The 20,874-nt window shown below is 66.7% G+C and carries 21 protein-coding genes; 15 read left to right on the top strand and 6 right to left on the bottom strand.

The window, feature by feature from the left end; translation table 11 throughout:
• Nucleotides 1–37 precede the first annotated feature (37 nt).
• The 6 genes from LAQ58_RS04505 to LAQ58_RS04480 all read left to right on the top strand — a co-directional run bounded on the left by LAQ58_RS04505 (nucleotide 38) and on the right by LAQ58_RS04480 (nucleotide 8,310).
• Nucleotides 38–1,264, top strand: coding sequence for an extracellular solute-binding protein (locus LAQ58_RS04505; protein ID WP_224449419.1), 1,227 nt, complete (start codon nucleotides 38–40; stop codon nucleotides 1,262–1,264).
• Between the two features lie 12 nt (nucleotides 1,265–1,276).
• Entirely contained in the window at nucleotides 1,277–2,503 is a 1,227-nt protein-coding gene (locus LAQ58_RS04500; RefSeq protein ID WP_224449418.1) for an ABC transporter ATP-binding protein, read from the top strand.
• 132 nt (nucleotides 2,504–2,635) lie between these two features.
• Nucleotides 2,636–4,162, top strand: coding sequence for an aldehyde dehydrogenase family protein (locus LAQ58_RS04495; RefSeq protein ID WP_224449417.1), 1,527 nt, complete (start codon nucleotides 2,636–2,638; stop codon nucleotides 4,160–4,162).
• A 104-nt stretch (nucleotides 4,163–4,266) separates the two neighbouring features.
• Nucleotides 4,267–5,691, top strand: a complete 1,425-nt coding sequence (locus LAQ58_RS04490) for an aldehyde dehydrogenase family protein (RefSeq protein ID WP_224449416.1) — start codon at nucleotides 4,267–4,269, stop codon at nucleotides 5,689–5,691.
• A gap of 1 nt (nucleotide 5,692) precedes the next feature.
• A complete protein-coding gene (locus tag LAQ58_RS04485; RefSeq protein WP_224449415.1) occupies nucleotides 5,693–6,829 on the top strand; it encodes a saccharopine dehydrogenase family protein in 1,137 nt (378 codons plus the stop codon).
• A 2-nt stretch (nucleotides 6,830–6,831) separates the two neighbouring features.
• On the top strand, nucleotides 6,832–8,310 hold the full coding sequence (locus tag LAQ58_RS04480) for a CoA-acylating methylmalonate-semialdehyde dehydrogenase (RefSeq protein ID WP_224449414.1): 1,479 nt from the start codon (nucleotides 6,832–6,834) through the stop codon (nucleotides 8,308–8,310).
• A gap of 261 nt (nucleotides 8,311–8,571) precedes the next feature.
• On the opposite strand, the gene LAQ58_RS04475 is transcribed toward LAQ58_RS04480, so the two are convergent.
• The 3 genes from LAQ58_RS04475 to tmcA all read right to left on the bottom strand — a co-directional run bounded on the left by LAQ58_RS04475 (nucleotide 8,572) and on the right by tmcA (nucleotide 12,894).
• Complete coding sequence (locus LAQ58_RS04475; protein ID WP_224449413.1) at nucleotides 8,572–9,894, bottom strand: aspartate aminotransferase family protein; 1,323 nt, start codon at nucleotides 9,892–9,894, stop codon at nucleotides 8,572–8,574.
• Nucleotides 9,895–10,055: 161 nt separating this feature from the next.
• Complete coding sequence (locus tag LAQ58_RS04470) at nucleotides 10,056–10,538, bottom strand: DUF456 family protein (RefSeq protein ID WP_224449412.1); 483 nt, start codon at nucleotides 10,536–10,538, stop codon at nucleotides 10,056–10,058.
• A 58-nt stretch (nucleotides 10,539–10,596) separates the two neighbouring features.
• Nucleotides 10,597–12,894, bottom strand: coding sequence for a tRNA(Met) cytidine acetyltransferase TmcA (gene tmcA / locus LAQ58_RS04465; protein ID WP_224450215.1), 2,298 nt, complete (start codon nucleotides 12,892–12,894; stop codon nucleotides 10,597–10,599).
• Between the two features lie 275 nt (nucleotides 12,895–13,169).
• Here tmcA and rpl7ae point away from each other — a divergent pair, with 275 nt between their 5' ends.
• From rpl7ae to LAQ58_RS04425, 8 genes are all read left to right on the top strand, one after another.
• The gene (gene rpl7ae, locus LAQ58_RS04460; RefSeq protein ID WP_224449411.1) at nucleotides 13,170–13,532 is read left to right on the top strand and encodes a 50S ribosomal protein L7Ae; all 363 of its coding nucleotides are present in this window, start codon (nucleotides 13,170–13,172) and stop codon (nucleotides 13,530–13,532) included.
• Between the two features lie 6 nt (nucleotides 13,533–13,538).
• Nucleotides 13,539–13,763 (top strand): 30S ribosomal protein S28e, encoded by a 225-nt coding sequence (locus LAQ58_RS04455; RefSeq protein WP_058582947.1) that lies wholly within the window; start codon nucleotides 13,539–13,541, stop codon nucleotides 13,761–13,763.
• A gap of 4 nt (nucleotides 13,764–13,767) precedes the next feature.
• On the top strand, nucleotides 13,768–13,950 hold the full coding sequence (locus tag LAQ58_RS04450; protein ID WP_224449410.1) for a 50S ribosomal protein L24e: 183 nt from the start codon (nucleotides 13,768–13,770) through the stop codon (nucleotides 13,948–13,950).
• Nucleotides 13,947–14,426, top strand: coding sequence for a nucleoside-diphosphate kinase (gene ndk, locus LAQ58_RS04445; protein ID WP_224449409.1), 480 nt, complete (start codon nucleotides 13,947–13,949; stop codon nucleotides 14,424–14,426). The genes LAQ58_RS04450 and ndk overlap by 4 nt, the downstream gene beginning before the upstream one ends.
• Nucleotides 14,427–14,616: 190 nt before the next feature.
• Nucleotides 14,617–15,201 (top strand): hypothetical protein, encoded by a 585-nt coding sequence (locus LAQ58_RS04440; RefSeq protein ID WP_224449408.1) that lies wholly within the window; start codon nucleotides 14,617–14,619, stop codon nucleotides 15,199–15,201.
• Between the two features lie 97 nt (nucleotides 15,202–15,298).
• Nucleotides 15,299–16,705: a selenium-binding family protein gene (locus LAQ58_RS04435; RefSeq protein ID WP_224449407.1), complete on the top strand. Its 1,407-nt coding sequence runs from the start codon at nucleotides 15,299–15,301 to the stop codon at nucleotides 16,703–16,705.
• A 1-nt stretch (nucleotide 16,706) separates the two neighbouring features.
• Complete coding sequence (locus LAQ58_RS04430; protein ID WP_224449406.1) at nucleotides 16,707–17,024, top strand: 2Fe-2S iron-sulfur cluster-binding protein; 318 nt, start codon at nucleotides 16,707–16,709, stop codon at nucleotides 17,022–17,024.
• Between the two features lie 47 nt (nucleotides 17,025–17,071).
• On the top strand, nucleotides 17,072–17,923 hold the full coding sequence (locus LAQ58_RS04425) for a hypothetical protein (protein ID WP_224449405.1): 852 nt from the start codon (nucleotides 17,072–17,074) through the stop codon (nucleotides 17,921–17,923).
• Between the two features lie 143 nt (nucleotides 17,924–18,066).
• Here the strand turns inward: LAQ58_RS04425 and LAQ58_RS04420 are convergent, their stop codons facing one another.
• The 3 genes from LAQ58_RS04420 to LAQ58_RS04410 all read right to left on the bottom strand — a co-directional run bounded on the left by LAQ58_RS04420 (nucleotide 18,067) and on the right by LAQ58_RS04410 (nucleotide 20,504).
• Entirely contained in the window at nucleotides 18,067–18,594 is a 528-nt protein-coding gene (locus LAQ58_RS04420) for a hypothetical protein (protein ID WP_224449404.1), read from the bottom strand.
• 1 nt (nucleotide 18,595) lies between these two features.
• On the bottom strand, nucleotides 18,596–20,200 hold the full coding sequence (locus LAQ58_RS04415; protein ID WP_425490729.1) for a sodium/proline symporter: 1,605 nt from the start codon (nucleotides 20,198–20,200) through the stop codon (nucleotides 18,596–18,598).
• Nucleotides 20,201–20,354: 154 nt separating this feature from the next.
• The gene (locus LAQ58_RS04410) at nucleotides 20,355–20,504 is read right to left on the bottom strand and encodes a hypothetical protein (RefSeq protein WP_224449402.1); all 150 of its coding nucleotides are present in this window, start codon (nucleotides 20,502–20,504) and stop codon (nucleotides 20,355–20,357) included.
• Nucleotides 20,505–20,641: 137 nt separating this feature from the next.
• Between LAQ58_RS04410 and LAQ58_RS04405 the strand changes: the two genes are divergently transcribed.
• Complete coding sequence (locus LAQ58_RS04405; RefSeq protein ID WP_224449401.1) at nucleotides 20,642–20,848, top strand: TOBE domain-containing protein; 207 nt, start codon at nucleotides 20,642–20,644, stop codon at nucleotides 20,846–20,848.
• Nucleotides 20,849–20,874 lie beyond the last annotated feature (26 nt).

The following is a 20,874-nucleotide window of genomic DNA, read 5'->3' as shown; positions in this document are numbered from 1 at the left end:
ATACTACCCATTGGGCGAAAAGAGAAGCATGCAAGAGATGAACAAGCAACGAAAAATTAGTCGGCGGACGTACCTGAAAGCGAGCGGCTCGTTGACCGCGGTCGGTCTCACCGGACTCGCCGGCTGTACCAGCGGCGGAGACGGCGAGAACAGCGGAGGGAACGGCTCGGGGGACGGCGGAGGGAACGGCTCCGGGGGCGGCGGAGGAAGCGCAGACGGCGGCGACGCGTCGCTTCGCGAGGAGTACGGGCTTCAGGAACTGGACTACGAACTGGAGGACCGACTGAACATCTTCCAGTGGGGTGACTACTGGCCCGACGAGACAGTCTCAGAGTTTGAACAGGCGTACGGCGTGGAGGTAAACGTCTCTAACTACGCCTCGAACGAGGAGATGTTCAACAAGCTGAACGCCGGCGGGACGGGCCAGTACGACCTCATCTTCCCCAGCGACTACATGATCAGCGTTCTGGCCGACCAGGAGATGATTCGACAGGTCGAGCGGTCGAAGGTGCCCAACCTCGAGAACATCACGGAACGCTTCACTGATGCGCCGTACGACCCCGGCGATGCGCTGCACTCGGTGCCCTATCAGTGGGGTACCTCCGGCATCGGCTTCAACAGGGAGATGCTCGGCGAGGACGTGAGCATCGACTCCTGGGACGCGATGTGGAACGAGGAGTGGTCCGGCCAGATAACGATGCTCGACGACATGCGCGAGACGATCGGCGCGGCGCTGAAACAGCTCGGCTACTCGCTGAACACGAAAAACGAGAGCGAGGTACAGGAGGCGAAAGAGCTGCTCATCCAGCAGAAGGACCTGCTCAAGACGTACGACTCCTCGAACTTCAAGACGAACCTCATCAACAAGCAGGCCAGCCCGGTCCACGGCTGGTCGGGCGACGTGTTCGCGGCGTACTGGGAGACGTACGAGGACGGCTCGTCGCCCATCGACTACGTCGTCCCGAAGGAGGGCGGCGTCGTCTGGGTGGACAACGGAGCCATCACGTCGGAGGCGAAGCATCCGAACGCCGCGCACGCGTTCATGAACTACTACCTGAACCCACAGATCGGCGCGAAGATCACGAACTGGACCTACTACGCCAGTCCGAACGAAGCCGCCAAAGAGCACATCGACTCCGAGATACTGGAGAACGAGTCCATCTATCCGAGCGACCAGACGATGGAGAACCTCGAGTTCATCCAGAACATCGGCCAGGCGACGACGATGTACGACGAGGCCTGGACGGAGATCCAAAACGCCTGATCGACAGATTCCATGCCCGAAACCTACGACGTACGCCTCGACGGCATCACGAAGCGATTCGGAGACGTAACCGCGGTCGACGACGTGAGCCTCTCTATCGAGCGCGGGAAGTTTCTGACGCTCCTGGGGCCGAGCGGCTGCGGGAAGACGACCACGCTCCGCTGCATCGCGGGCTTCGAGACGCCGACGGAGGGCGACGTCTACATCGGCGACGAGCGGGTCAACGACGTCCCGCCGTTCGAACGGGACACGAGTATGGTGTTCCAATCGTACGCGCTGTTCCCGCACATGACCGTCGGCGAGAACGTCGCCTTCGGGCTCCAGATGCAGGGAATCCCCGAACGACGGACCGTCACCGGCGAGGGGACGGACGAGGCGACCCGCGCCTCGTCACAGGTCGCTGGAGACGGCGGCGAGACAAGCGACTCCGGCGGCGCGACGACGCGTCCGACCGGTATCACAGGGTCGCTTCGGCGACTCGTCCGCCGCCAAGGGAGCGAGGAGATAGACGCCCGCGTCTCGCGCGCGCTCGACCTCGTCGAACTGCCGGAGTACGAGGACCGACGCATCAGCGAACTCTCGGGCGGCCAGCAGCAACGCGTCGCGCTGGCTCGCGCGCTCGTCACGGAGCCGACCGTCCTGCTGCTCGACGAACCGCTGGGCGCGCTCGACCTGAAGCTCCGGAAGAACATGCAGGTCGAACTGAAGAACCTCCAGGAGGAGCTGAACACGACGTTCGTCTACGTCACGCACGACCAAGAGGAGGCGCTGACGATGAGCGACGAGATCGCGGTGATGAACGACGGCCACCTCGAACAGCTCGGCACCGCGACCGAGATATACGAGGAGCCGAACACCGAGTTCGTCGCGGACTTCATCGGCGAGACGAACCTCGTCCACGGCGAGTACGGGGAAGCGGGCGGAGAGGCGGTCGTCCAACGAAACGGTCTCTCCTTCCGTGTCCCGAAGACGCCGGAGGCGAGCGGCCGGGTCGCCTTCGCCGTCCGCCCCGAGAAGATACGCATCGGCGACGAGGTCTCGGGACTGCCGAACGACTTCGAGGCGGAGGTCGTCGACGAGATCTACAAGGGGAACGTCGGGAAGTTCGTCGTCCGCCTCCGCAACGGCCAGCAGTTGACCGTCGACATGCAGATTCGAGATCAGGGAGAGTATCTCAGCGTCGGGCGACAGATACGCGTCGGGTGGAAGCCGAGCAACGCCGTCGTCCTCACCGAGTGACTCCCGGTTCGACTCCGCGTTCGCGACGGCGTCGACACCGCTTCCCACCCCGTTGCAGAACTGGACCCGGCGCAGCGCCACGAGCGCGTCCCGCACAGTAGTACGACCACAGCTAACAGCGACACGAGACCAATGTCTACCGACTTCACCGACTTCACCGACAGCATCGACGAGAATCACGAACGAGCCAGGAACCGAGCCGCCGCGGAGACGTCCTTCGACGCGTGGATCGGCGGAGAGCGTGCGGCAGCCGCCGACGGCCGGACGTTCTCCCCGCGCGACCCCGCGGTCGACGAACCCATCGCCCCGGTCGCCCGCTGCACCGAAGCGGACGTCGACGCCGCCGTCGCGGCGGCCCGCGAGGGCTACGAGACCGAGTGGGCCGACAGGACCGCCTCGGAGCGCTCGGCGCTCATCCGCGAGTGGATCGACGTCATGCGCGACCACCTCGACGAACTCGCCCTACTGGAGAGCCTCGAGGTCGGCAAGCCGCTCTCCTTCGCGCGCGCGGACGTGGAGAACGGCCTCAACTTCTTCGAGTACTACGCGGACGTCGCCCGGGCGCAGGGCGGCGACCAGGTCGCGACGGGGTCGGACTCCCACGCCTACGTCCGGCGCGAACCCTACGGCGTCACCGGGGAGATTCTCCCGTGGAACTACCCCATCCTCCTGATGGGGTGGAAGGTGGGCGCGGCGCTGGCGGCCGGTAACGCGAGCGTCTGCAAGCCCGCCGAGCAGGCCCCGCTCGCCGTCGTCCGCGCGGCGCAGCTCTCGGAAGGCGTGCTCCCCGACGGCGTTCTGAACGTCGTCCCCGGCTTCGGCGAGGAGGCGGGAACGGCGCTGACGGCCCACGCGGACGTCCGGAAACTCTCGTTCACCGGGTCGGTCCCGGTCGGCAGAGAGGTCATGCGCGCGGCGGCCGACCGCGTGACGCCGGTCACGCTCGAACTCGGGGGCAAGAACCCCTTCGTGGTGTTCCCGGACGCCGACCTCGACGCGGCGGCGTCGACCGCCGCGGTCGGCGGGTTCTACAACGCGGGCCAGTCCTGCGACTCGGCCTCGCGTATCCTCGTCCACGAGGACGTCAAGGAGGCGTTCCTCGACCGCTACCTCGACGAGGTCGCCGCCTACGAACCCGGCGACCCGCTCGCGGAGGAGACGAATCTCGGACCGCTCTGCTACGAGAGCCACCGCGAGAAGGTGACGGAGTACCTCGAACTCGGGCGGGAGGAGGGGGCGACGGTGCTGACCGGCGGCGCGCGCCCCGACGGCGAGGCGCTGGCCGACGGCTACTACCTCGAACCGACCGTCTTCGACGACGTGACGCCCGACATGCGAATCGCGAGCGAGGAGGTGTTCGGTCCCGTCCAGTTCCTCGTGACGTTCGAGTCGTACGAGGAGGCCATCGAAATCGCCAACGGCGTCGAGTACGGACTGACGGCCGGCGTCGCGACGAGCGACCTCTCTTTGGCCCACCGGGCGGCCGCCGACATCCAGGCCGGGAGCGTCTGGGTGAATCAGTACTTCGGGACGGTCCCGGGGACGCCGTTCGGCGGTTTCAAGCAGTCGGGCATCGGACGGGAGTGCGCCGCGGAGGCGCTCGCGGAGTACACCCAGAGCAAAGCGGTGAACGTCGCCCTCGACGTGCCGAGCCTGTAGGAGTTTTCCTCAGGCGGGAGTTAATCCGAACTCTTTACGGGCAAAGTCGCATTCCTAAGAAAAGTTTTTCATAGACTCCCGAGTATCGTGTGTGAGAGCACGCCATGAGACAACTGTACATAGACGGACAGTGGGTCGACGCCGACTCCGACGAGGGCATCGACGTGGTGTCCCCGATCGACGGCGAGGTTATCGACACGATCCCGGCGGCGAACGACCGCGACGTAGGAAAGGCGGTTGTGGCCGCCCGCGAGGCCGAGCGCGAACTCCGCGAGATGACCGCCTTCGAGCGAGCCGCCGTGCTCGACGAGGTGACCGACTACTTCGAAGAGCACGAGGACGAGATCGCCGAACTCATCACCCGCGAGGAGGGCAAGCCCCTCCACGAGTCGTACGAGGAGACGGAGTACGTCATCAGTTCGAGCGACGACTACGCCCACGACGGGATTCGACTGTTCGGCGACGTCGTCCCCTCGGAACACCGCGGACGCTTCGCGTACACCCAGCGGGAGCCGTACGGTCCGTGTGCCGTCATCAGCCCGTGGAACTTCCCGCTGGAGGTGCCCGGCGGCAGCATCTACTCGGCCATCGCGACGGCGAACCCGGTCGTGTTCAAACCCGCCGAGGAGACGCCGCTGACCGCCTACCACATCGCGAAGGCGTTCGACCAGTCCTCGCTGCCGGACGGCGCGTTCAACCTCGTCACGGGCGCGGGCGACACCGGCGCCTCGCTCGTCGCCGACGAGGATATCCGGCTCATCGCCTTCACCGGGAGCACGGCGGTCGGACAGGAGATCGCAAAGGTGGCCGCCGAGCGAAACGCGCAGTGCCTCCTCGAGATGGGCGGGAAGGACCCCATCCTCGTGCTGGACGACGCCGACGTCGACCACGCGGCCGAGAGCATCGTCGTCGGGAGCAACTGGAACGCCGGACAGGTCTGCTGCGGCACCGAGCGCGTCATCGCCACCGAGGGCGTCCACGACGCGCTCGCCGAGGCGGTCGTCGAGAAGACGCGCGAACTCGTCGTCGGCGATCCCCTCGAGGAGGGGACCGACGTCGGGCCAATGGTCTCCGAGCGCATCCAGCGGAAGGCGGTCGACCACGTGGAGGCGGCGGTCGGCGAGGGTGCTACGCTCCTGACGGGCGGCGAGACGGACGGTCTCTACTACACGCCGGCGGTGCTCGACGACGTGACCGAGTCGATGGAGGTCGCCCGCGAGGAGACGTTCGGACCCGTCACCCCGATCATCCGCGCTCGCGACTACGACGAGGCCATCGAGATAGCGAACCGCTCGCGGTACGGGCTGCAGGCTGCCATCTTCACGGACTCGCTCGCCCGCGCGCACGACGCCGCCAATCGCCTCAAGGCGGGCGGCGTCTTCGTCAACGAGACGAACAACTACTGGGAACGACTGCTCCCGTTCGGCGGCTACGGCGAGAGCGGGTCGGGCGGTCGCTACGGCAGCAAGTGGCACCTCGAATCGATGACGCAGGTAAAGGCCGTGATGATGAACTACAGAGATTACTGAGATGAAGGTTACTGCACTCGGTGGCTGCGGCGCGATGGGCCGAGCCACCTCGCGAGAACTGGCGGAGAACGACGAGGTCGACGAACTCTGCATCGCCGACGTCGACCGCGAGGCGGCCGAGGCGTTCGCGGCCGAACTCCCCGGAACCGTCGAGACGGCGACGGTCGACGTCACCGACCACGAGGCGGTCGTCGACCTGCTGGCCGACAGCGACGTCGCGGCGAACGCGCTCCCGTACGCGTTCAACCTCGACGTGATGGAGGCCTGCCTCGAAGCCGACGCGCACTACCTCGACCTCGGCGGCCTCTACCACAAGACGCAGGAACAGCTGGAGCTGGACGACCGGTTCCGTGAGGCGGGCCTCACGGCCGTCCTCGGCATCGGCGCGAGCCCCGGCCTGACGAACGTCGCGACGGCGAAGGCGGCGAGTCACCTCAACCGGGTCGAGGAGATCCACATCCGCACCGGCGCGAAGGGCGGCGGCGAGGGGTTCGCCTACTCCGCGAAGACGATTCTTGACGAGCTGACGATGAACCCGGTCGTCTTCCACGACGGCGAGTTCGCGGAGGTCGAACCGCTCTCGGGCCGCGAGCGCTACGAGATGCCCGACCCCGTCGGCGAGGTCGAGGGGTTCCACAGCATCCACTCCGAGCTCGCGACGATGCCGTACGTCTTCGAGGGCGTCCGAGAGGTCGACTTCCGCGTCGCTTTCTCGCCGGATCTCGTGAACATCTGCGACGTGCTCATCGGACTGAACCTGACGAGCGAGGAGCCGGTCGAGTTCGAGGGCGTCGAGACGACGCCGCGGGAGTTCCTCGACTTCCACCTCGACCGACAGCCCAAGCCCGGGGCGGTCGAGGAGTGGAAGTCGTTCCGCGTTGACGTGGTCGGCGAGGCCGACGGCGAGCGGGCGCACTACCGCGAGTCGGTGGTGGTCGAGTCGCGCCTCGACGACTGGGGACTGAAGGCGACGGCCGTCTGGACCGGCGTCCCCATGGGTATCGCCGCCGCCGTGGTCGGGCGCGGAGACGCACTCTCGACCGGCGCGAAGCCGCCCGAGGAGGTTCTCGACCCCGAGGCGTTCGTCGACGAACTCGCGGCGCGCGACATCGTCATCGAAGAGGAGCGCATCGAGTGACCATGCCGGTCAGACCGATCGCCGAGGGCGAGACTGTACGAAACTTCGTCGGCGGCGAGTGGCGCGCCCCGTCCGGAGACGAGCGGCGAGACGTCGTCGACCCCGCGACCGAAGAGACGCTCGCCGAAGTCGCCTTCAGCGACGACGCCGACGTGGACGAGACGGTCGCGGCCGCCCTCGACGCGTTCGACGAGTGGCGTCGAACCCCCGTCGAGGAACGAATCCAGCCGCTGTTCCGGCTGAAGTCGCTCCTCGAGGACCAGCAGGACGACCTCGCCGAGGTACTCGTCCAGGAGCACGGCAAGACGCTCGCCGAAGCGAAGGGAGAGATTCGCCGCGGCATTGAGAACGTCGAGGTCGCCTGCGGCATCCCGTCGCTGATGCAGGCCGGACACCTGCCGAACGCCGCGCCGGGCATCGACGAGACGGCGGTCCGAAAGCCGCTCGGCGTCTTCGCGGCGATTACGCCCTTCAACTTCCCGGCGATGATCCCGCTGTGGTTCCTGCCGTACGCGGTGGCGACGGGCAACGCGTTCGTCCTCAAACCGAGCGAGCGCGACCCGCTCACGCCGACGCGCATCGTCGAACTCGTCGAGGAGGCGGGCTTTCCCGACGGCGTCGTCAGCCTCCTGCACGGCGGTCCGGAGACGGTGAACGCGCTGTTGGCACACGAGGACGTCGCCGGCGTCTCCTTCGTCGGCAGCACCCCCGTCGCCAGACACGTCTACGAGACCGCCGCGAAACACGGCAAGCGCGTGCAGGCGCAGGGTGGCGCGAAGAACCACGTCGTCGTCTCGGCGAGTGCGAACCTCGAGTTCGCCGTCGAGCAGACCGTCGCCTCGGCGTTCGCCAACTCCGGGCAGCGGTGTCTCGCGAACCCGACGGCGGTCGTCGAGGCGGCGGTGTACGACGAGTTCGCCGACCGGCTGGTCGAGGCGGTCTCCGACCTCACCGTCGACAACGGTCTCTACGCAGGGTCGGACGTGGGCCCGCTAATCACCGCCGAGCACCGCGAGCGCGTCCTGGAGTACGTCGAAACGGGCGTCTCCGAGGGGGCGACCCTCCTCTACGACGGCCGAGACGCCGAGGTCCCCGAGACGGGCACCTTCCTCGCGCCGACCGTCTTCGGCGACGTCACTCCGGAGATGACCGTCGCGCGTGAGGAGATATTCGGCCCGGTGCTGGGGCTGATTCGCGCCGACGACTTCGACGACGCGCTCGCGATCGTCAACGAGTCGCGCTTCGGCAACGCCGCGAGCCTCTTCACCGAGCGGGGCGGCGAGGCGCGGCGTTTCCGCCACGAGGTCGACGCCGGTAACCTCGGCGTCAACGTCGGCACCGCCGCGCCGATGGCGTTCTACCACTTCGGCGGAGCCAAGGAGTCGTTCTTCGGCGACCTCCACGCACAGGGCGACGATATGATACGGTTCTACACCGACGAGACCGTCTACATCGAACGCTGGCCCGACGAGAATCGCTGAGCCGAGACGCCTCTCGGCCCGGTTCCAACGCTCGGATTCCTCTTCCTTCTCGGGCCGATGGCCGAACGGATGGCGCACAGATTGCGAACAGACGACGATTCCGTTCTCGCGGGGGGTTCGCCGTACACTCGCCTCGACCGCCCCGCGACGACTCGTTAGCTCACGGCCGGGGGTGGTCGCCTTTTCGTTCAAAAACCTGCGCCCGTCGGCGTCGTCGTTCGCGTCGATTCGAACGAAATCGGTCGCTCGCTAGCTCCGTTCTCAGGCCGTCTCGGCTTCGATGGCGTCTCGGAGCGCCTCGACGGCGCGCTCCAGTTGGTCTCGGGAGATGACGAGCGGCGGCTGGAACCGCATCACGTTCTTGTAGAACCCGCCGACGCCCATCACGACGCCGTCCTCGCGGAGGCGCTCGCCGACGTGCTTCGCGAGCGCGGCGTCCGGTGCGGCGGCGACGCCGAGCGGTCCGGTCTCGTCTGGGTCGACGAGTTCGACGCCCTGCATCAGCCCGAGGCCGCGGGTGTCGCCGACGACGTCGAACTCCTCTTCCAGTTCGGCGAGTCGGTCGGAGAGCCACGCGCCCTGCTCGCGGGCGTTGTCGACGACGCCGTTCTCCAGTTCGTCGATGGTCGCGAGCGCGGCGGCGCAGGCGACCGGGTTCCCGCCGAACGTCGAGAGGTGGTCGCCCGGACCGAACGCGTCCGCCACCTCGGCCGACGCGGTGAACGCGCCAAGCGGCAGTCCGTTAGCGATACCCTTCGCCTGCGTGACGATGTCCGGTTCGACGTCGAAGTGGTCGATGGCCCACATCTCGCCGGTCCGGCCGTAGCCCGCCTGCACCTCGTCGACGACGAGGAGCGCCCCCCTGTCGTCGGCGATTTCGCGCACGCGCCGGAACCACGCCTCGGAGGGGACGATGATGCCGCCCTCGCCCATCACCGGTTCGACGACGATGGCCGCGAGGTCGTCTGACGTGTGGGTGTCGATGATGCGGTCGATTCGGTCGGCGCACTCGGCGGTGCAGGCGTCGCCGTCGCACGTCTCGCAGCGGTAGCCGTACGGCGCTGGCGCGTGCGTCACGTCGTTGATGACCGGCGCCATCCCCCGCTTGTACGTCTTGTTGCCAGTGAGCGCGAGACTCCCGAGCGTGCGGCCGTGGAACGCCATCTCTAAGGCGAGAATCTCCTTGCCGCCGGTGTACTTCCGCGCGAGTTTGATCGCCCCCTCGACCGCCTCGGTCCCGGAGTTGCAGAAGAACGACTTCTGCAGGTCGCCGGGCGTGATATCGGCGAGTTTCTCCGCGAGGTCGGCCGCGGGTTCGTGCGGGTGGACGTAGGTACAGCCGTGGACGAACTCGTCGAGTTGGGCCTTCGCCGCGTCGACGACCGCCTCGTTGCCGTGGCCGACGTTGACCACGGAGATGCCGGAGAAGACGTCGAGATACTCGTTGCCGTCGAAATCTTCGAGCGTACAACCCGACGCGCGCTCGACCGGCACGTTGAGGCTCTTCCAGATGGGCATCAGGTACTCTTCGTACCGTGTCTCGACGTCTCGATTCGATGCGGTTCGCCTAGTCTGCTCGGACATAGGTACCCATTCGCACGGAGCTACGAATTACCATCGTTTTTCCCGGAGGTCTCCAGGTACGATGTGGCCGACTCGGGTGATGCCGTCGCCGTCGAATCGTCTCCTACGGCGTCGCAGACGGCGACGAGGTCTCGGAGGGAACGGCCGAGAGACGGCGACGCTCAAACGAACACGAGAAGGACGAACGCTACGAGCATCAACAGCGTCAACACGACCTGTACGGCCGTCGACGCCAGCACGCCGACCGTCGCGAGCAGCGCCGATTTGAAACTGGCGTTGGCGTCCCGATTTCTGTAGAACTCGAGCGCGAACACCGTTCCGGCGACGCCGAGGAGGATGCCCGGCGGCCCGGCGACGAAGAACGCCAGGAAGCCCACGACGGCCGCAACGACTGTCGTTCCGTTCGACGCCCCGCCGTACCGAGCGGCGATGGGACCGGCGAAGTAGTCGAAGACCACGGCAGTGAGACCAACGAACGTGAGACCGACGACCGCCAGCAGCCCGGGTTCGCCGAACTCCGTCGACCACCAGTAGAGGTAGACGCCCGCCAGCGACGCGAGCGCGCCGGGCACCAACGGCGCGACGCTCCCGACGACCCCGACGACCAACAGCGCGAGTGCAATCCATCCGAGAGGTTCGACCATGGGCCTCGTACGCGGCCGTCCCTCTTCGGCGTACCGCCCGGTCGGCTTCGACGCGCCGCTACTCTCCCCTGTCGAATCGCGCCCGTTCCTCGGCGACGACCGGTTCGTCCGCGCCGTAGTGGTCGACGAGCGGCTGAAACGCCGTCCCGAGCGCCCGCATGCACTGCCCAGTCGAGACGTAGTCGAGTTCGTCGGCGACGACGTCCCACGGCCGGGCCTGCAGCACTTTTCGGACGAGTAAGCGCTCTTCGAGCGCGGAGAGGTCCGCGACGCCGTCGACGAGGTGCGAGAGCGCGAGACGACGGAACGCGCCGGGTGCGGCGACGTAGAGACCGGGCCCGTACGACGCGCCGACGACGACGCGCCACTCGTGGTCGGAGAGCGCCGGTTCGACCGCCGATTCGGTCGCCCGGAGCGTCGCCCGGACCACGTCGAGGTCCGCGTCTCGGAGCGGGTCGGAGAGAACGCCGATGGCGCGCTCTCGGAACCACCGCGAGTGTCGCTCGGCGAGTTTCCGTCCCGACTCGGAGAGCGGGTCGAGCATGACCGCGGAGTACTCGCCGCTGGTGTCGTTTCGCGTCGTCGAGAGGTGTACCGTCCCGTAGCCGTTCTCGCGCCAGAAGGAGAGCAGTTCGGGCGTCGCGCCGTAGCCGACGCCGAGCCAATCGGCGCTCTCTTCGAACTCGTCTCTCACCTCGGCGAGTAGTCGAGAGCCGAGTCCTCGCGACCGGACGGCGTCGTGCGTCGCGATGCGGAGCACGCGGTAGCCGACCGGCGACGCGGCCCCCTCGTCTCTGAGTTGACTCGTCAGCACGTCGGGAATCATGTTTCCGGCGACGCGCTGGCCCTCGTACATCCCGCACCGTGTCGACTCCGACAGCCCGCCCTCGCGAGCTAACAGCGCGACGGAGACGACGCGACCGTCGTACAGCAGCGCGCGAACCGAGAGGTTCGGCGCGTCGAGCAAGCGCGCGAGGTCGTTCGGCTCCGTCCGGTAGTGCGCGAGCACGAGCAGACCGAATACCTCGCGAAGCAGGTGCTCGTCGGCGAGCAGGTCGTCGGCGTCGAACGACCGATACGTGACCGACTCGGGCGTCGCGTCCGCGACCAGTTGGTCTACCGGCGGGCGAGCGTCGAGCAGCAGCGCCCGGAACGCCCAGATTTCGAGCGGATCGCCCGACGCGTAGCGAATCGGCTCCGCGAGCGTCACGTCCGTCACCGAGAGGTCGCTCTCGACGAGCCTGTCGCGGAAGCGCACCGAGAAACTGCGGCCCGCGCCCTCGTAGCCGCGAACAGTGGTGAAGAAGCCGACGGCGGGCGCGTCGAGGAACTTCGAAAGGAGGCGAACGGGGAGCGCCGCCGCCTCGTCGACGAGGACGACGTCGGAGGTGTCCTCGTCGCCGTCGGAGTTCGCGAACCGTTCGGCGGCGTCGACGGGAGTCGCGAAGCGAACTCGACCGCCGGTCGTCGTCTCGATTCGGCGTTCGTTCTCGCCCCCGTCCGACCGGCAGTCGAGGGATTCGACGACCGCGGCGGCGCGGACGAACACCTCGCGGGCGCTCCGGAACGTCGGTGCGGTGACGAGTACGTCTTTCCCCTCTGCGGCGAGCGCGCCCGCGGCGATACCCGCGGCGCTCGACTTCCCCCGTCCGCGGTCGGCCTCGACGACGACGGCGTGTCCGGGGTCGCGGAGCGCTTCCAGCGCGTCGACGGCGTCGGCCTGGTCTTCGGTGAGACAGGCGTCGTAGGCGGTCTCGGGGAATGCCGGTGTCGCCGCTGCCGTCGCCGCCGTCGTCGCCTCCGGACGTTTCCGCGGGTCGCGGCGACGGACGGGCCACGGGTCGGTGAGCCCGTCGCGTTCGACGGTTTTCGACTCGAGGTCGACGACGGCGATACCCGGATGCTCGCGGAGCGTCCCGACGAGTCGCCGACGAAACTCGCTTCCCACGTCGTCGATGCCGAACGGCGGCACGGCGAGGTGGTCGTCGAACCACTCGCGGCGCTCGGGCCACTCCGAGAGCGGGGGCGTCAGGAGGACGAGCAGGCCGCCGCCGTCGACGGCACCGACGACCTGTCCGAGCGCGTTCGGCGAGAACTTCTCGTGAGCGTCGAGGACGACGGCCTTCCGAGTTCGGCCGAGGAGGTTCGCGGCGTGGTTCGGCGCGTAGCGCTCGAAGCGGAACCCCTCGCGCGAGGTGACGATGGTCACGTCGTCGTCGTGGATTCCGGCGGCGTCGAGGGCGGTGTAGGCGGCGTCGATACCGGCGTCGCGGTCGCCAGCGAGTACGAGCAGTCGGCGTTCGTTCGCGCGCTCGGCCTCGGCGCGGAGGCGGTCGGCGAGGGCGGCCACGTCCATCGTCCGTACTGGTCGCTTGCGGGTAATGTCGATTTCGTCTGGGCGGCGGTCGACCCGACTCGACGCCCGCCCGGTTCCTGTCAACTCGCTCGCTCTCTCGTTTCTGAAAATCGCCATGCGCCGGCGTACCACGCCCTGTACGCTTTGAAAGCGCTTTTATGGGGTGCTCCGTTACAGGAGTGTACAACCTGTTCGAGGTTGATGATGCCCCACGCCATCAGGGACCGACCATCTGGTGTGGGGCGCGAGCCTACGAACAGGGAGGTGAACAACCAATGCCAGTTTACGTTGATTACGAAGTTCCGGCCGACCTCGCCGAGCGCGCTCTCGAAGCGCTCGAGGTCGCCCGAGACACCGGTACGGTAAAGAAGGGAACCAACGAGACGACCAAAGCCATCGAGCGCGGCAACGCCGACCTCGTCTACATCGCCGAAGACGTCTCCCCCGAGGAGATCGTCATGCACCTGCCCGAACTCGCGGAGGAGAAGGGCATCGCGTACATCTTCGTCGAGACGCAGGACGACATCGGCCACGCGGCCGGTCTCGAAGTCGGCAGCGCCGCTGCCGCCGTCGTCGACGCCGGAGAGGCGGACGAGGACGTCGAAGACATCGCCTCGAAGGTCGAGGACCTGCAGTAAGCGACCATGAGCGCAGAAGAGAGTACCAACGACTCGACGTCCGCGGAGGTCATCGAGATCGTTGGCAAGACCGGGATGCACGGCGAGGCCATGCAGGTCAAATGCCGCATCCGCGAAGGCTCGAACCAGGGCCGCATCATCACGCGAAACGTGTTGGGTCCCGTCCGAGAGGGCGACGTGCTCCAACTCCGCGAGACCCAGCGTGACGCGGACTCCATCGGAGGCCAGTAAGCCAATGCCACAGAATCGAAACTGCGACTACTGCGGTGCGGACATCGAACCCGGCACGGGCACGATGTTCGTCCGCACCGACGGAACAGTCATTCACTACTGCTCCTCGAAGTGCGAGAAGAACGCCGACCTCGGCCGCGAATCTCGCGACCTCGAGTGGACCGAAGCCGGCGGAGGAGCCGAATGAGCCACCACGACGAGCGTACGTTCGTGATGGTCAAGCCCGACGGCGTCCAGCGCGGCCTCATCGGCGACATCGTCTCCCGATTCGAGGACCGCGGCCTGAAAATCGTCGCGGCGAAGTTCATGCAGATCGACGAGGAACTCGCCCACGAGCACTACGGCGAGCACGAGGATAAACCGTTCTTCGACGGACTCGTCGACTTTATCACCTCCGGGCCGGTCTTCGCGATGGTCTGGCAGGGCGCGGACGCGACCCAGCAGGTCCGCCGCATGATGGGCGAGACCGACCCCGCCGACTCCGCGCCGGGCACGATCCGCGGCGACTTCGGTCTCGACCTCGGCCGGAACGTCATCCACGGCTCCGACCACGAGGACGAGGGCGCGAACGAACGAGAGATCAGTCTGTTCTTCGACGACGAGGAACTGCTCGACTACGAGCGCGTTGACGAGCAGTGGCTCTACGAAGACGAAGACCACTGAACCGCGGGCGGTTTCTCTCGCTTTTCGACTCCCGAGCGACCGCTGTTCTCGATTCGGTTTCGTTCATCCCGTGCACCTGAGTCTCCCACCCCCGAGAGAGTTCAACCGCGGCGCGCAAAGCGATATGCGCACGGCCATCTTCTCTCAGCGTGAATCAGCGGAGGCACCACGCCGCCGCGGGAAGGTAATCATGGTCGACATCTCACAACTGCTCGCCCTCTTCACGATACTCCTGGTCGTCGTCGTCGTCGGATACGTCTTCGTCGTGTTAACCGGCGCGCTGCTTCTCGCGCGGGTCGCGAGCGCGCTCACCGCGAGAACGGCGACGGTCGTCCCCGACGATCGAACTCTCGGAGACGTCGAACGGGAACTCGAATCGCTCGCGCTCGAACGCCACGTCGACACCGGCGTCGTCCGGGCCGTCGACCCCGAGCGACGCCGACCCGGCCGCGGCCCGGCGGCGTACGCCAGAGACCCCGTCGAGGGTGTCCGTATCGACGTCGCCATCCCGACGCCCGGCGGTCCTATCGTCGGCGAGTGGTTCCCGCTGCCGGAGCGACTCGACGGGCGGTCACGACTCGAAGCCCTTCTGCGGCGGTACGACGTTCCGCCGAGCAACCTCTCGGAGCTACTGGGAACCGAAGTCCCGGTCCGAAGAGCGCCGAACGGCGAGTGGATCGTCGACTGGGAACCACGGCGGGAAGCGCCTGCTGCACGAGTATTGGCGTACGGTACCGCTCGGTGGGTGTTCGAACGGTACGACCGCCGCACGTAGCTCCTGCGTCTATCAGTCCAGACTGATAGTCTACGTGTGCTGTGATATCTAAAATACTGACGAATAGGTCAAGCCGTTCTGCGGTGACTGTCGAATTATGAGCTCTGGTAACACACATCATACAGACGACAGCCACCACGCACACCACGACCACAGCGGCGTTGGCTACACGACGCCGCAGGCGGCCATCGAACAATCCGAGCCGGAAGAAGTAGCGTACGTGATGGGACTCTACGTCGGAACAGACATCGACGAGCCGGATTTTCTGGCCGTCGTCGATACCGACCCGCAATCGGAGACGTACAGCGAAATCGTCAACCGAGTGTCGATGCCAAACAAGGGCGACGAGTTACATCACTTCGGATGGAACGCCTGTTCGTCGTCGTGTCACATCGAAGGCCTGGACCGCCGGTATCTCGTCGTTCCCGGCCAGCGCTCCTCACGACTCCACATTATCGACACGGAGACCCGACGTGAACCGGAGATGGAGACCGTTATCGAACCCGAGGAGGTCTTCGAACACGGCCTCTCTGCGCCGCACACAGTTCACTGTGCGCCTGGTGGGCGCATCCTCGTCAGCATGCTCGGCGACAGAGACGGAGACCTGCCGGGTGGGTTCCTCGAACTGAACGAGTCGTTCAACGTCGTCGGTCGCTTCGACTCGCCGGGCGATATCGAGATGAACTACGACTTCTGGTACCAACCACGTCGCAACGTGATGATCTCTTCAGAGTGGGCGGCCCCGAAGATCTACCAACCGGGGTTCGACCTCGAAGACGTGGAAAGTGGGAAGTACGGCCACAAAATCCACATCTGGGACTGGGAGAACCAGACGCCGAAACAGACGCTCGACCTCGGCGAGGAGGGGATGATTCCGCTCGAAGTGCGGTTCATGCACAGTCCGGAATCGGCCCACGGCTACGTTGGGGCGGCGCTCTCTTCGAACATGTTCCACTTCTACGAGCGAGACGGCAGTTGGCACGCCGACAAGGTCATCGACGTCGAGGCGCGCGAACACGACGACTGGGAGATGCCCGTACCGAGTCTCATCACCGACCTCCTGGTCTCGATGGACGACCGCTACCTCGTCTTCTCGAACTGGCTTCACGGTGAGGTCCACATGTACGACATCAGCGACCCGTCGAACCCACGACTGAGCGATACGCTCTCTGCAGGTGGAATGTTCGGAGAGCGGTACCCGACGCAAGCAACCGAAGAGCGTGACCGACCGGTCATCGCCGGGCCACAGATGCTCCAACTCTCGCTCGACGGCGAGCGGTTGTACTTCACCACGTCGCTGTACTCGACGTGGGACAACCAGTTCTTCCCCGAGGAGGCCGAGCGAGGGTCGGTGATGATGAAAGCGAACGTCAATCCACGAAAGGGGACGATGATGCTCGACGAGGAGTTCCTCGTCGACTTCGGGGAGTTGCCTGCGGGGCCGGCGCGCGCCCACGAGATTCGCTGGCCCGACGCAGACTGCACCAGCGACGTCTGGATATGAAGTGACCGCGAGAGTCACCCTCGGTTGGCTCGACGGGAGGGAAGCGACGGTCGACGTCGAACCCGGAGAGACGGTGTTGACGGCGGCAGAGCGGGCGGGCGTCGCGCTCCCCTTCGGTTGTCGAACCGGCGCATGCGGGACGTGCACCGGCCGGTTATTAGCGGGCGAGGTCGAGTACCGTCGTCCGCCGAGAGCGCTCAAGGAGCGACAGTGTCGGAAGGGATACGTGCTCTGTTGCGTCGCCGAACCGCGCACGGACTGCCGTCTCGCGGTCGGAGCCGACGTGCAGGCCGAACTGACGGAGAACCCGTGGCTATGACCCGAACCCGTCGTCGCTCCACCCATAGTTGTCTCGATCGCGTCCGCATGCAGATCCGACCAGTCGGTATCGCGGCTGTCACCGCCGCGATGGTGGTCGCCGTCGTCGTCACCGTCCTCGCGGTTCCGGCTCCCGTCGGAGTGTCGGATATCGCCATCGCCCACGAGTCGCCGGGGTCCGGGGGACAGCCGACCGGAGTGGCGCTGAGCGTCGGTCTGGTAGTGGCGCTGTCGGTCGTCGTGAGCCTCGTCGGCGGTGTCGCCGTCGCGCGCCGTGCGGCCGGCTCAGAGTTTCCGAATCGCGCGCTCGCCGCATTACTCGTCGTCCTCGGAGGGGGTGCTATCATCGCAGCTCTCTTCGACGACCCGCTTTTCGGCCTCCTCGGCATGAGCGTCGGCGGTGTGGCGGCGACCGGTCTGCGATACCGGCGCGAGGGTCGCGAGATTGAGGCCGACGCGGCGTTCGGAGCGGTCCTCGTTCACCGGTGTCTCGAAGGAGGACTCCTCGCCACTGCTGCGGCTGCCAACGTGATCTTCGGGGTCGCGGGCGCGTTGGTGCTCGCGCTCCACGCCGCCGGGGAGACTGCGGCCGTCGGCGGTCTCTACGGCGCGCGAAGTCGGCAAAGAGGCATCGCCGCCGTCCTCGCGATTCAGGCGACCTTCGTCTTCGGGGTGGTTGCTGGCGGTGCAGCGGTCGCGGTGCTCCCGCCGGCGGTGCGCGTCGTTTCGCTAAGTCTGAGCGGTGGCGTCCTCGCGACGGTCGGTGTACACACCGCCAGGCACTCGCACGGAGTCAGACACTCGCACGGAACGCGCGTCGAAACCGACGACGCCGGGTCCGGTGTCGTCGTCCCTCCCAAGCAGGTCTCCGGAGATGAGAGTCGCGACATCGCGAAGTGAGGGGCGCTCCGTGACCGCTCCGGCCATCGCGAGCGAACCTCTTCGTTCAGTTCGCTCTGACCCCGACAGTAAAATCGTAGCCGCGACCGCTGGCTCGAGTACCGTCCGTAGCTTCCAGCGGCAGAGAGACGGCCGCTCGACGATTATTCGTCCAGCGACCGCTCGGTGCCCCGCACGCTGTCGACAACTACGTCGCCGTCGTCGCGCTCGGCGAGCCAGAACAGCTTGTAGGCGTCGACGACGCGCTCGAACTCGATGTCGGGCGCGCGGCTGAGCGAGAACTTCCGGAGCGTCCACTTGAACGCGGCCTCGCGCGCCTCCTCGTCGCAGGCGGCCGAGGAGAGTTCCGCCGGGAGCACGAGAGCGTCCGTCACCGTCTGCGTCTCCACCTCGGGGAACTCGTCGGCGCGGAGCGCCACCCGTCGCGACCGGTCGACGCTCGCGGTCACCGTCGCGACCCGGTCGCCGAGGAGAGGTCGCGCCATCGTGACGCGCGTCTCGTAGACGCGGTAGGGGTAGGCGACGACGCCGACGCGGCCGTCCGATTCGATCTCCTCTCGAGAGACAGCGGGGCTGACGACCGGAAGGTCGGCGCGTTCGACCCGTCCCACGGCCGTTCGGTCGTCGAAGACGGGTGCTGCGTCGTTCGAGACGGGCGCGGCGTCGACCATCTCACTCCTCCGTCCGCTTTTCGTCCGCCGCGCCGTCGTCCCAGTAGTTCGACGCGGCGACGTGCGCGCGGATGTTGTCGGCTTCGGTGACGGCTTTCGGCCGGTCGCGACCGCCGTCGGTCACGTAGTCGGGTGCCCCACCGCGCTGGCGCTCGGAGACGACCGCCGACAGCGGCTTCTCGAACACGTCGAAATCGTCGTCGACGCCCTCCGGCGGTCGGGTGAGAAGCGAGACGACGATCAGCGTGAGCGACGAGAGGATGAATGCCGGGAACAGCCCGTAGACGCCGACGAGCCCCGAGAGAAACGGCGACGCCTCCGCCGACGGCATCGCGTTCATCATCCCGAGTACGGTCTCCAGTTGCGTCCAGCCGATCATCGTCACCGTCCCGACGACCATGCTGGCGACGGAGCCCTCGGCGGTGACGCGCTTCCACCACAGCGCGGCGATGACCGTCGGACCGATGGCAGCCCCGAGTCCGCCCCACGCGTAATCGAGCACGAGCGTGTAGATGGGCGTCCCGGAGGCGGCGAACGCGAACGCGACGCTCGCCCCGCCGAGGACGAACGTGACGACGCGGGAGTAGCGGACCAACTGCTCCTCGGTGGCGTCCTCGTTGAAGAAGCCGTGGTAGACGTCCTCGACGACGGCGCTCGTCGCGACGAGCAGTTGGGAGTCCGCGCTCGACATCATGGCCGCGAGCGCGGCCGCGAGGACGATGCCCGCGACGACGCCCGGCAGGAGTTCGAGCGTGAGTCGCGGCATCGCGTTGTCGATGTCGGCGACGCCGTTCTGTCCGAAGACGACGAGCGCGTACAGGCCGATCAGTGCCGCGCCGATGTACGCGACGAACATGAACAGCTGCGCGACGAGCGCCGCGGTTCGGACGTTCTTCACGCGGTCGATACCCATGAACCGCACCATGATGTGCGGATTTCCGGGGACACCCAACCCGATGGCGGCGTAGCTGATGATGCCGAACAGCGCCGCCCACCCCGTCATTCCGGCGGTGATGCTGGTGAACGACGACCCCGCCGTCTCGGCGACGTCCTCGAACGGGAGCCCGTAGTTGGCGAACGCGATGACCGGGAGGATGATGAACGCGATGAGGATGATCGCACCTTGGAAGTAGTCGGACCACGCCACGGCGAAGTAGCCGCCGAGGAACGTGTAGCCAATGACGATGACGCCGCCGACGAGGATGCCGACGACGGTGTCGACGCCGGTGAGCACCTCTAGGAGGGTACCGGCGGCGACGATCTGCGCGCCGACGTAGCCGCCCTCAAACAGCATGAGGACGACCGAGGAGACGCCCTTGACCATCCCCGTGTCGTCGCCGAGACGGTACTCGAAGAACGTCGGCAGCGTGACTGCCCGCACGATTTCGGTGTACTTGCGGAGACGTTTCGCGATGCCGGCCCACGCGAACAGGTCGGCCGGAATCATCCCCAGTCCGTTGTAGAACGCCATGATACCGGTCGAGTAGGCGTCGCCCGGAACGCCGAGCGTCAGCCACCCGCTCATCTCGGAGGCGCGCTCGGAGAACCCCGTCACGACGGGACCGATGCGGCGGCCGCCGATGACGTAGTCGCCGACGGTGTCCATGAACCGGGAGGTGTAGAGCCCGATACCGATGAGTATCAGCAGGTACGCCGCGAACGTGACGAGCACCCAGGTGCCCGCGGTTCCCGCGATTCCGTCCGCTTGCAGGATCGTTCCCGCGATTCCGTCGGCCTGCAGGAGTATCCCTGCGGCGCCGTCAGCTCGCACGGTCACCCTCCGATTCGTACTCCGCGCGAAGCCGTTGTTCCCGCCGTCCTTCGAGGACGTAGTAGCCGATCAACATCGCGAAAAACGCGACGAACGGGACGACTAACCCGATCCAGTCGAGCGTGCTCATCGCTGGCATACTGTGCGTGTTGTTTGACGGGGGTCAAAAATTTATGTGAATTCGAGAAATGGTATTGACGGCTCCGTCGCCCGTCGAAACCGGCACCCTGCGGCGGCGGCGAACGCTTTTGCGGCTGCTCGTGGCACCACACCTGCATGACGCTCAGCGCGCGCACCCGTCTCTCGGGGACCATTCGGTACCTCGAAGTCGGCGAGAACACCGCGGAGGTACAGCTCAAACTCGACGACGGCCAGACGGTGACGTCCGTCATCACCGCGAACTCGGCGGAGCGTCTCGACCTCTCGGAAGGCGACTCCGTCGACGCCGTCGTGAAGGCGACCGACGTGATGATAGACGCCTGAGATCGGCGCTCGATTCCCCGCGGCGC

Origin of the sequence: Haloprofundus salilacus (assembly GCF_020150815.1) — an archaeon.
GTDB lineage: Archaea > Halobacteriota > Halobacteria > Halobacteriales > Haloferacaceae > Haloprofundus > Haloprofundus salilacus.
The sequence above is the reverse complement of the archived record's forward strand: the minus strand, read 5'-3'. Positions and strand labels throughout refer to the sequence as shown.

Excerpts from the sequence above, each read along its gene's own strand:
- LAQ58_RS04455 (WP_058582947.1), top strand. The coding sequence starts at position 13,539 with ATGAGCGCAGAAGAGAGTACCAACGACTCGACGTCCGCGGAGGTCATC.
- LAQ58_RS04500 (WP_224449418.1), top strand. The coding sequence starts at position 1,277 with ATGCCCGAAACCTACGACGTACGCCTCGACGGCATCACGAAGCGATTC.
- LAQ58_RS04490 (WP_224449416.1), top strand. The coding sequence starts at position 4,267 with ATGAGACAACTGTACATAGACGGACAGTGGGTCGACGCCGACTCCGAC.
- LAQ58_RS04495 (WP_224449417.1), top strand. The coding sequence starts at position 2,636 with ATGTCTACCGACTTCACCGACTTCACCGACAGCATCGACGAGAATCAC.
- rpl7ae (WP_224449411.1), top strand. The coding sequence starts at position 13,170 with ATGCCAGTTTACGTTGATTACGAAGTTCCGGCCGACCTCGCCGAGCGC.
- LAQ58_RS04450 (WP_224449410.1), top strand. The coding sequence starts at position 13,768 with ATGCCACAGAATCGAAACTGCGACTACTGCGGTGCGGACATCGAACCC.
- LAQ58_RS04435 (WP_224449407.1), top strand. The coding sequence starts at position 15,299 with ATGAGCTCTGGTAACACACATCATACAGACGACAGCCACCACGCACAC.
- LAQ58_RS04440 (WP_224449408.1), top strand. The coding sequence starts at position 14,617 with ATGGTCGACATCTCACAACTGCTCGCCCTCTTCACGATACTCCTGGTC.
- LAQ58_RS04415 (WP_425490729.1), bottom strand. The coding sequence starts at position 20,200 with ATGGACACCGTCGGCGACTACGTCATCGGCGGCCGCCGCATCGGTCCC.
- LAQ58_RS04505 (WP_224449419.1), top strand. The coding sequence starts at position 38 with ATGAACAAGCAACGAAAAATTAGTCGGCGGACGTACCTGAAAGCGAGC.
- LAQ58_RS04475 (WP_224449413.1), bottom strand. The coding sequence starts at position 9,894 with ATGTCCGAGCAGACTAGGCGAACCGCATCGAATCGAGACGTCGAGACA.
- tmcA (WP_224450215.1), bottom strand. The coding sequence starts at position 12,894 with ATGGACGTGGCCGCCCTCGCCGACCGCCTCCGCGCCGAGGCCGAGCGC.
- LAQ58_RS04470 (WP_224449412.1), bottom strand. The coding sequence starts at position 10,538 with ATGGTCGAACCTCTCGGATGGATTGCACTCGCGCTGTTGGTCGTCGGG.
- LAQ58_RS04410 (WP_224449402.1), bottom strand. The coding sequence starts at position 20,504 with ATGCCAGCGATGAGCACGCTCGACTGGATCGGGTTAGTCGTCCCGTTC.
- LAQ58_RS04425 (WP_224449405.1), top strand. The coding sequence starts at position 17,072 with ATGCAGATCCGACCAGTCGGTATCGCGGCTGTCACCGCCGCGATGGTG.
- LAQ58_RS04480 (WP_224449414.1), top strand. The coding sequence starts at position 6,832 with ATGCCGGTCAGACCGATCGCCGAGGGCGAGACTGTACGAAACTTCGTC.
- ndk (WP_224449409.1), top strand. The coding sequence starts at position 13,947 with ATGAGCCACCACGACGAGCGTACGTTCGTGATGGTCAAGCCCGACGGC.
- LAQ58_RS04405 (WP_224449401.1), top strand. The coding sequence starts at position 20,642 with ATGACGCTCAGCGCGCGCACCCGTCTCTCGGGGACCATTCGGTACCTC.
- LAQ58_RS04420 (WP_224449404.1), bottom strand. The coding sequence starts at position 18,594 with ATGGTCGACGCCGCGCCCGTCTCGAACGACGCAGCACCCGTCTTCGAC.
- LAQ58_RS04485 (WP_224449415.1), top strand. The coding sequence starts at position 5,693 with ATGAAGGTTACTGCACTCGGTGGCTGCGGCGCGATGGGCCGAGCCACC.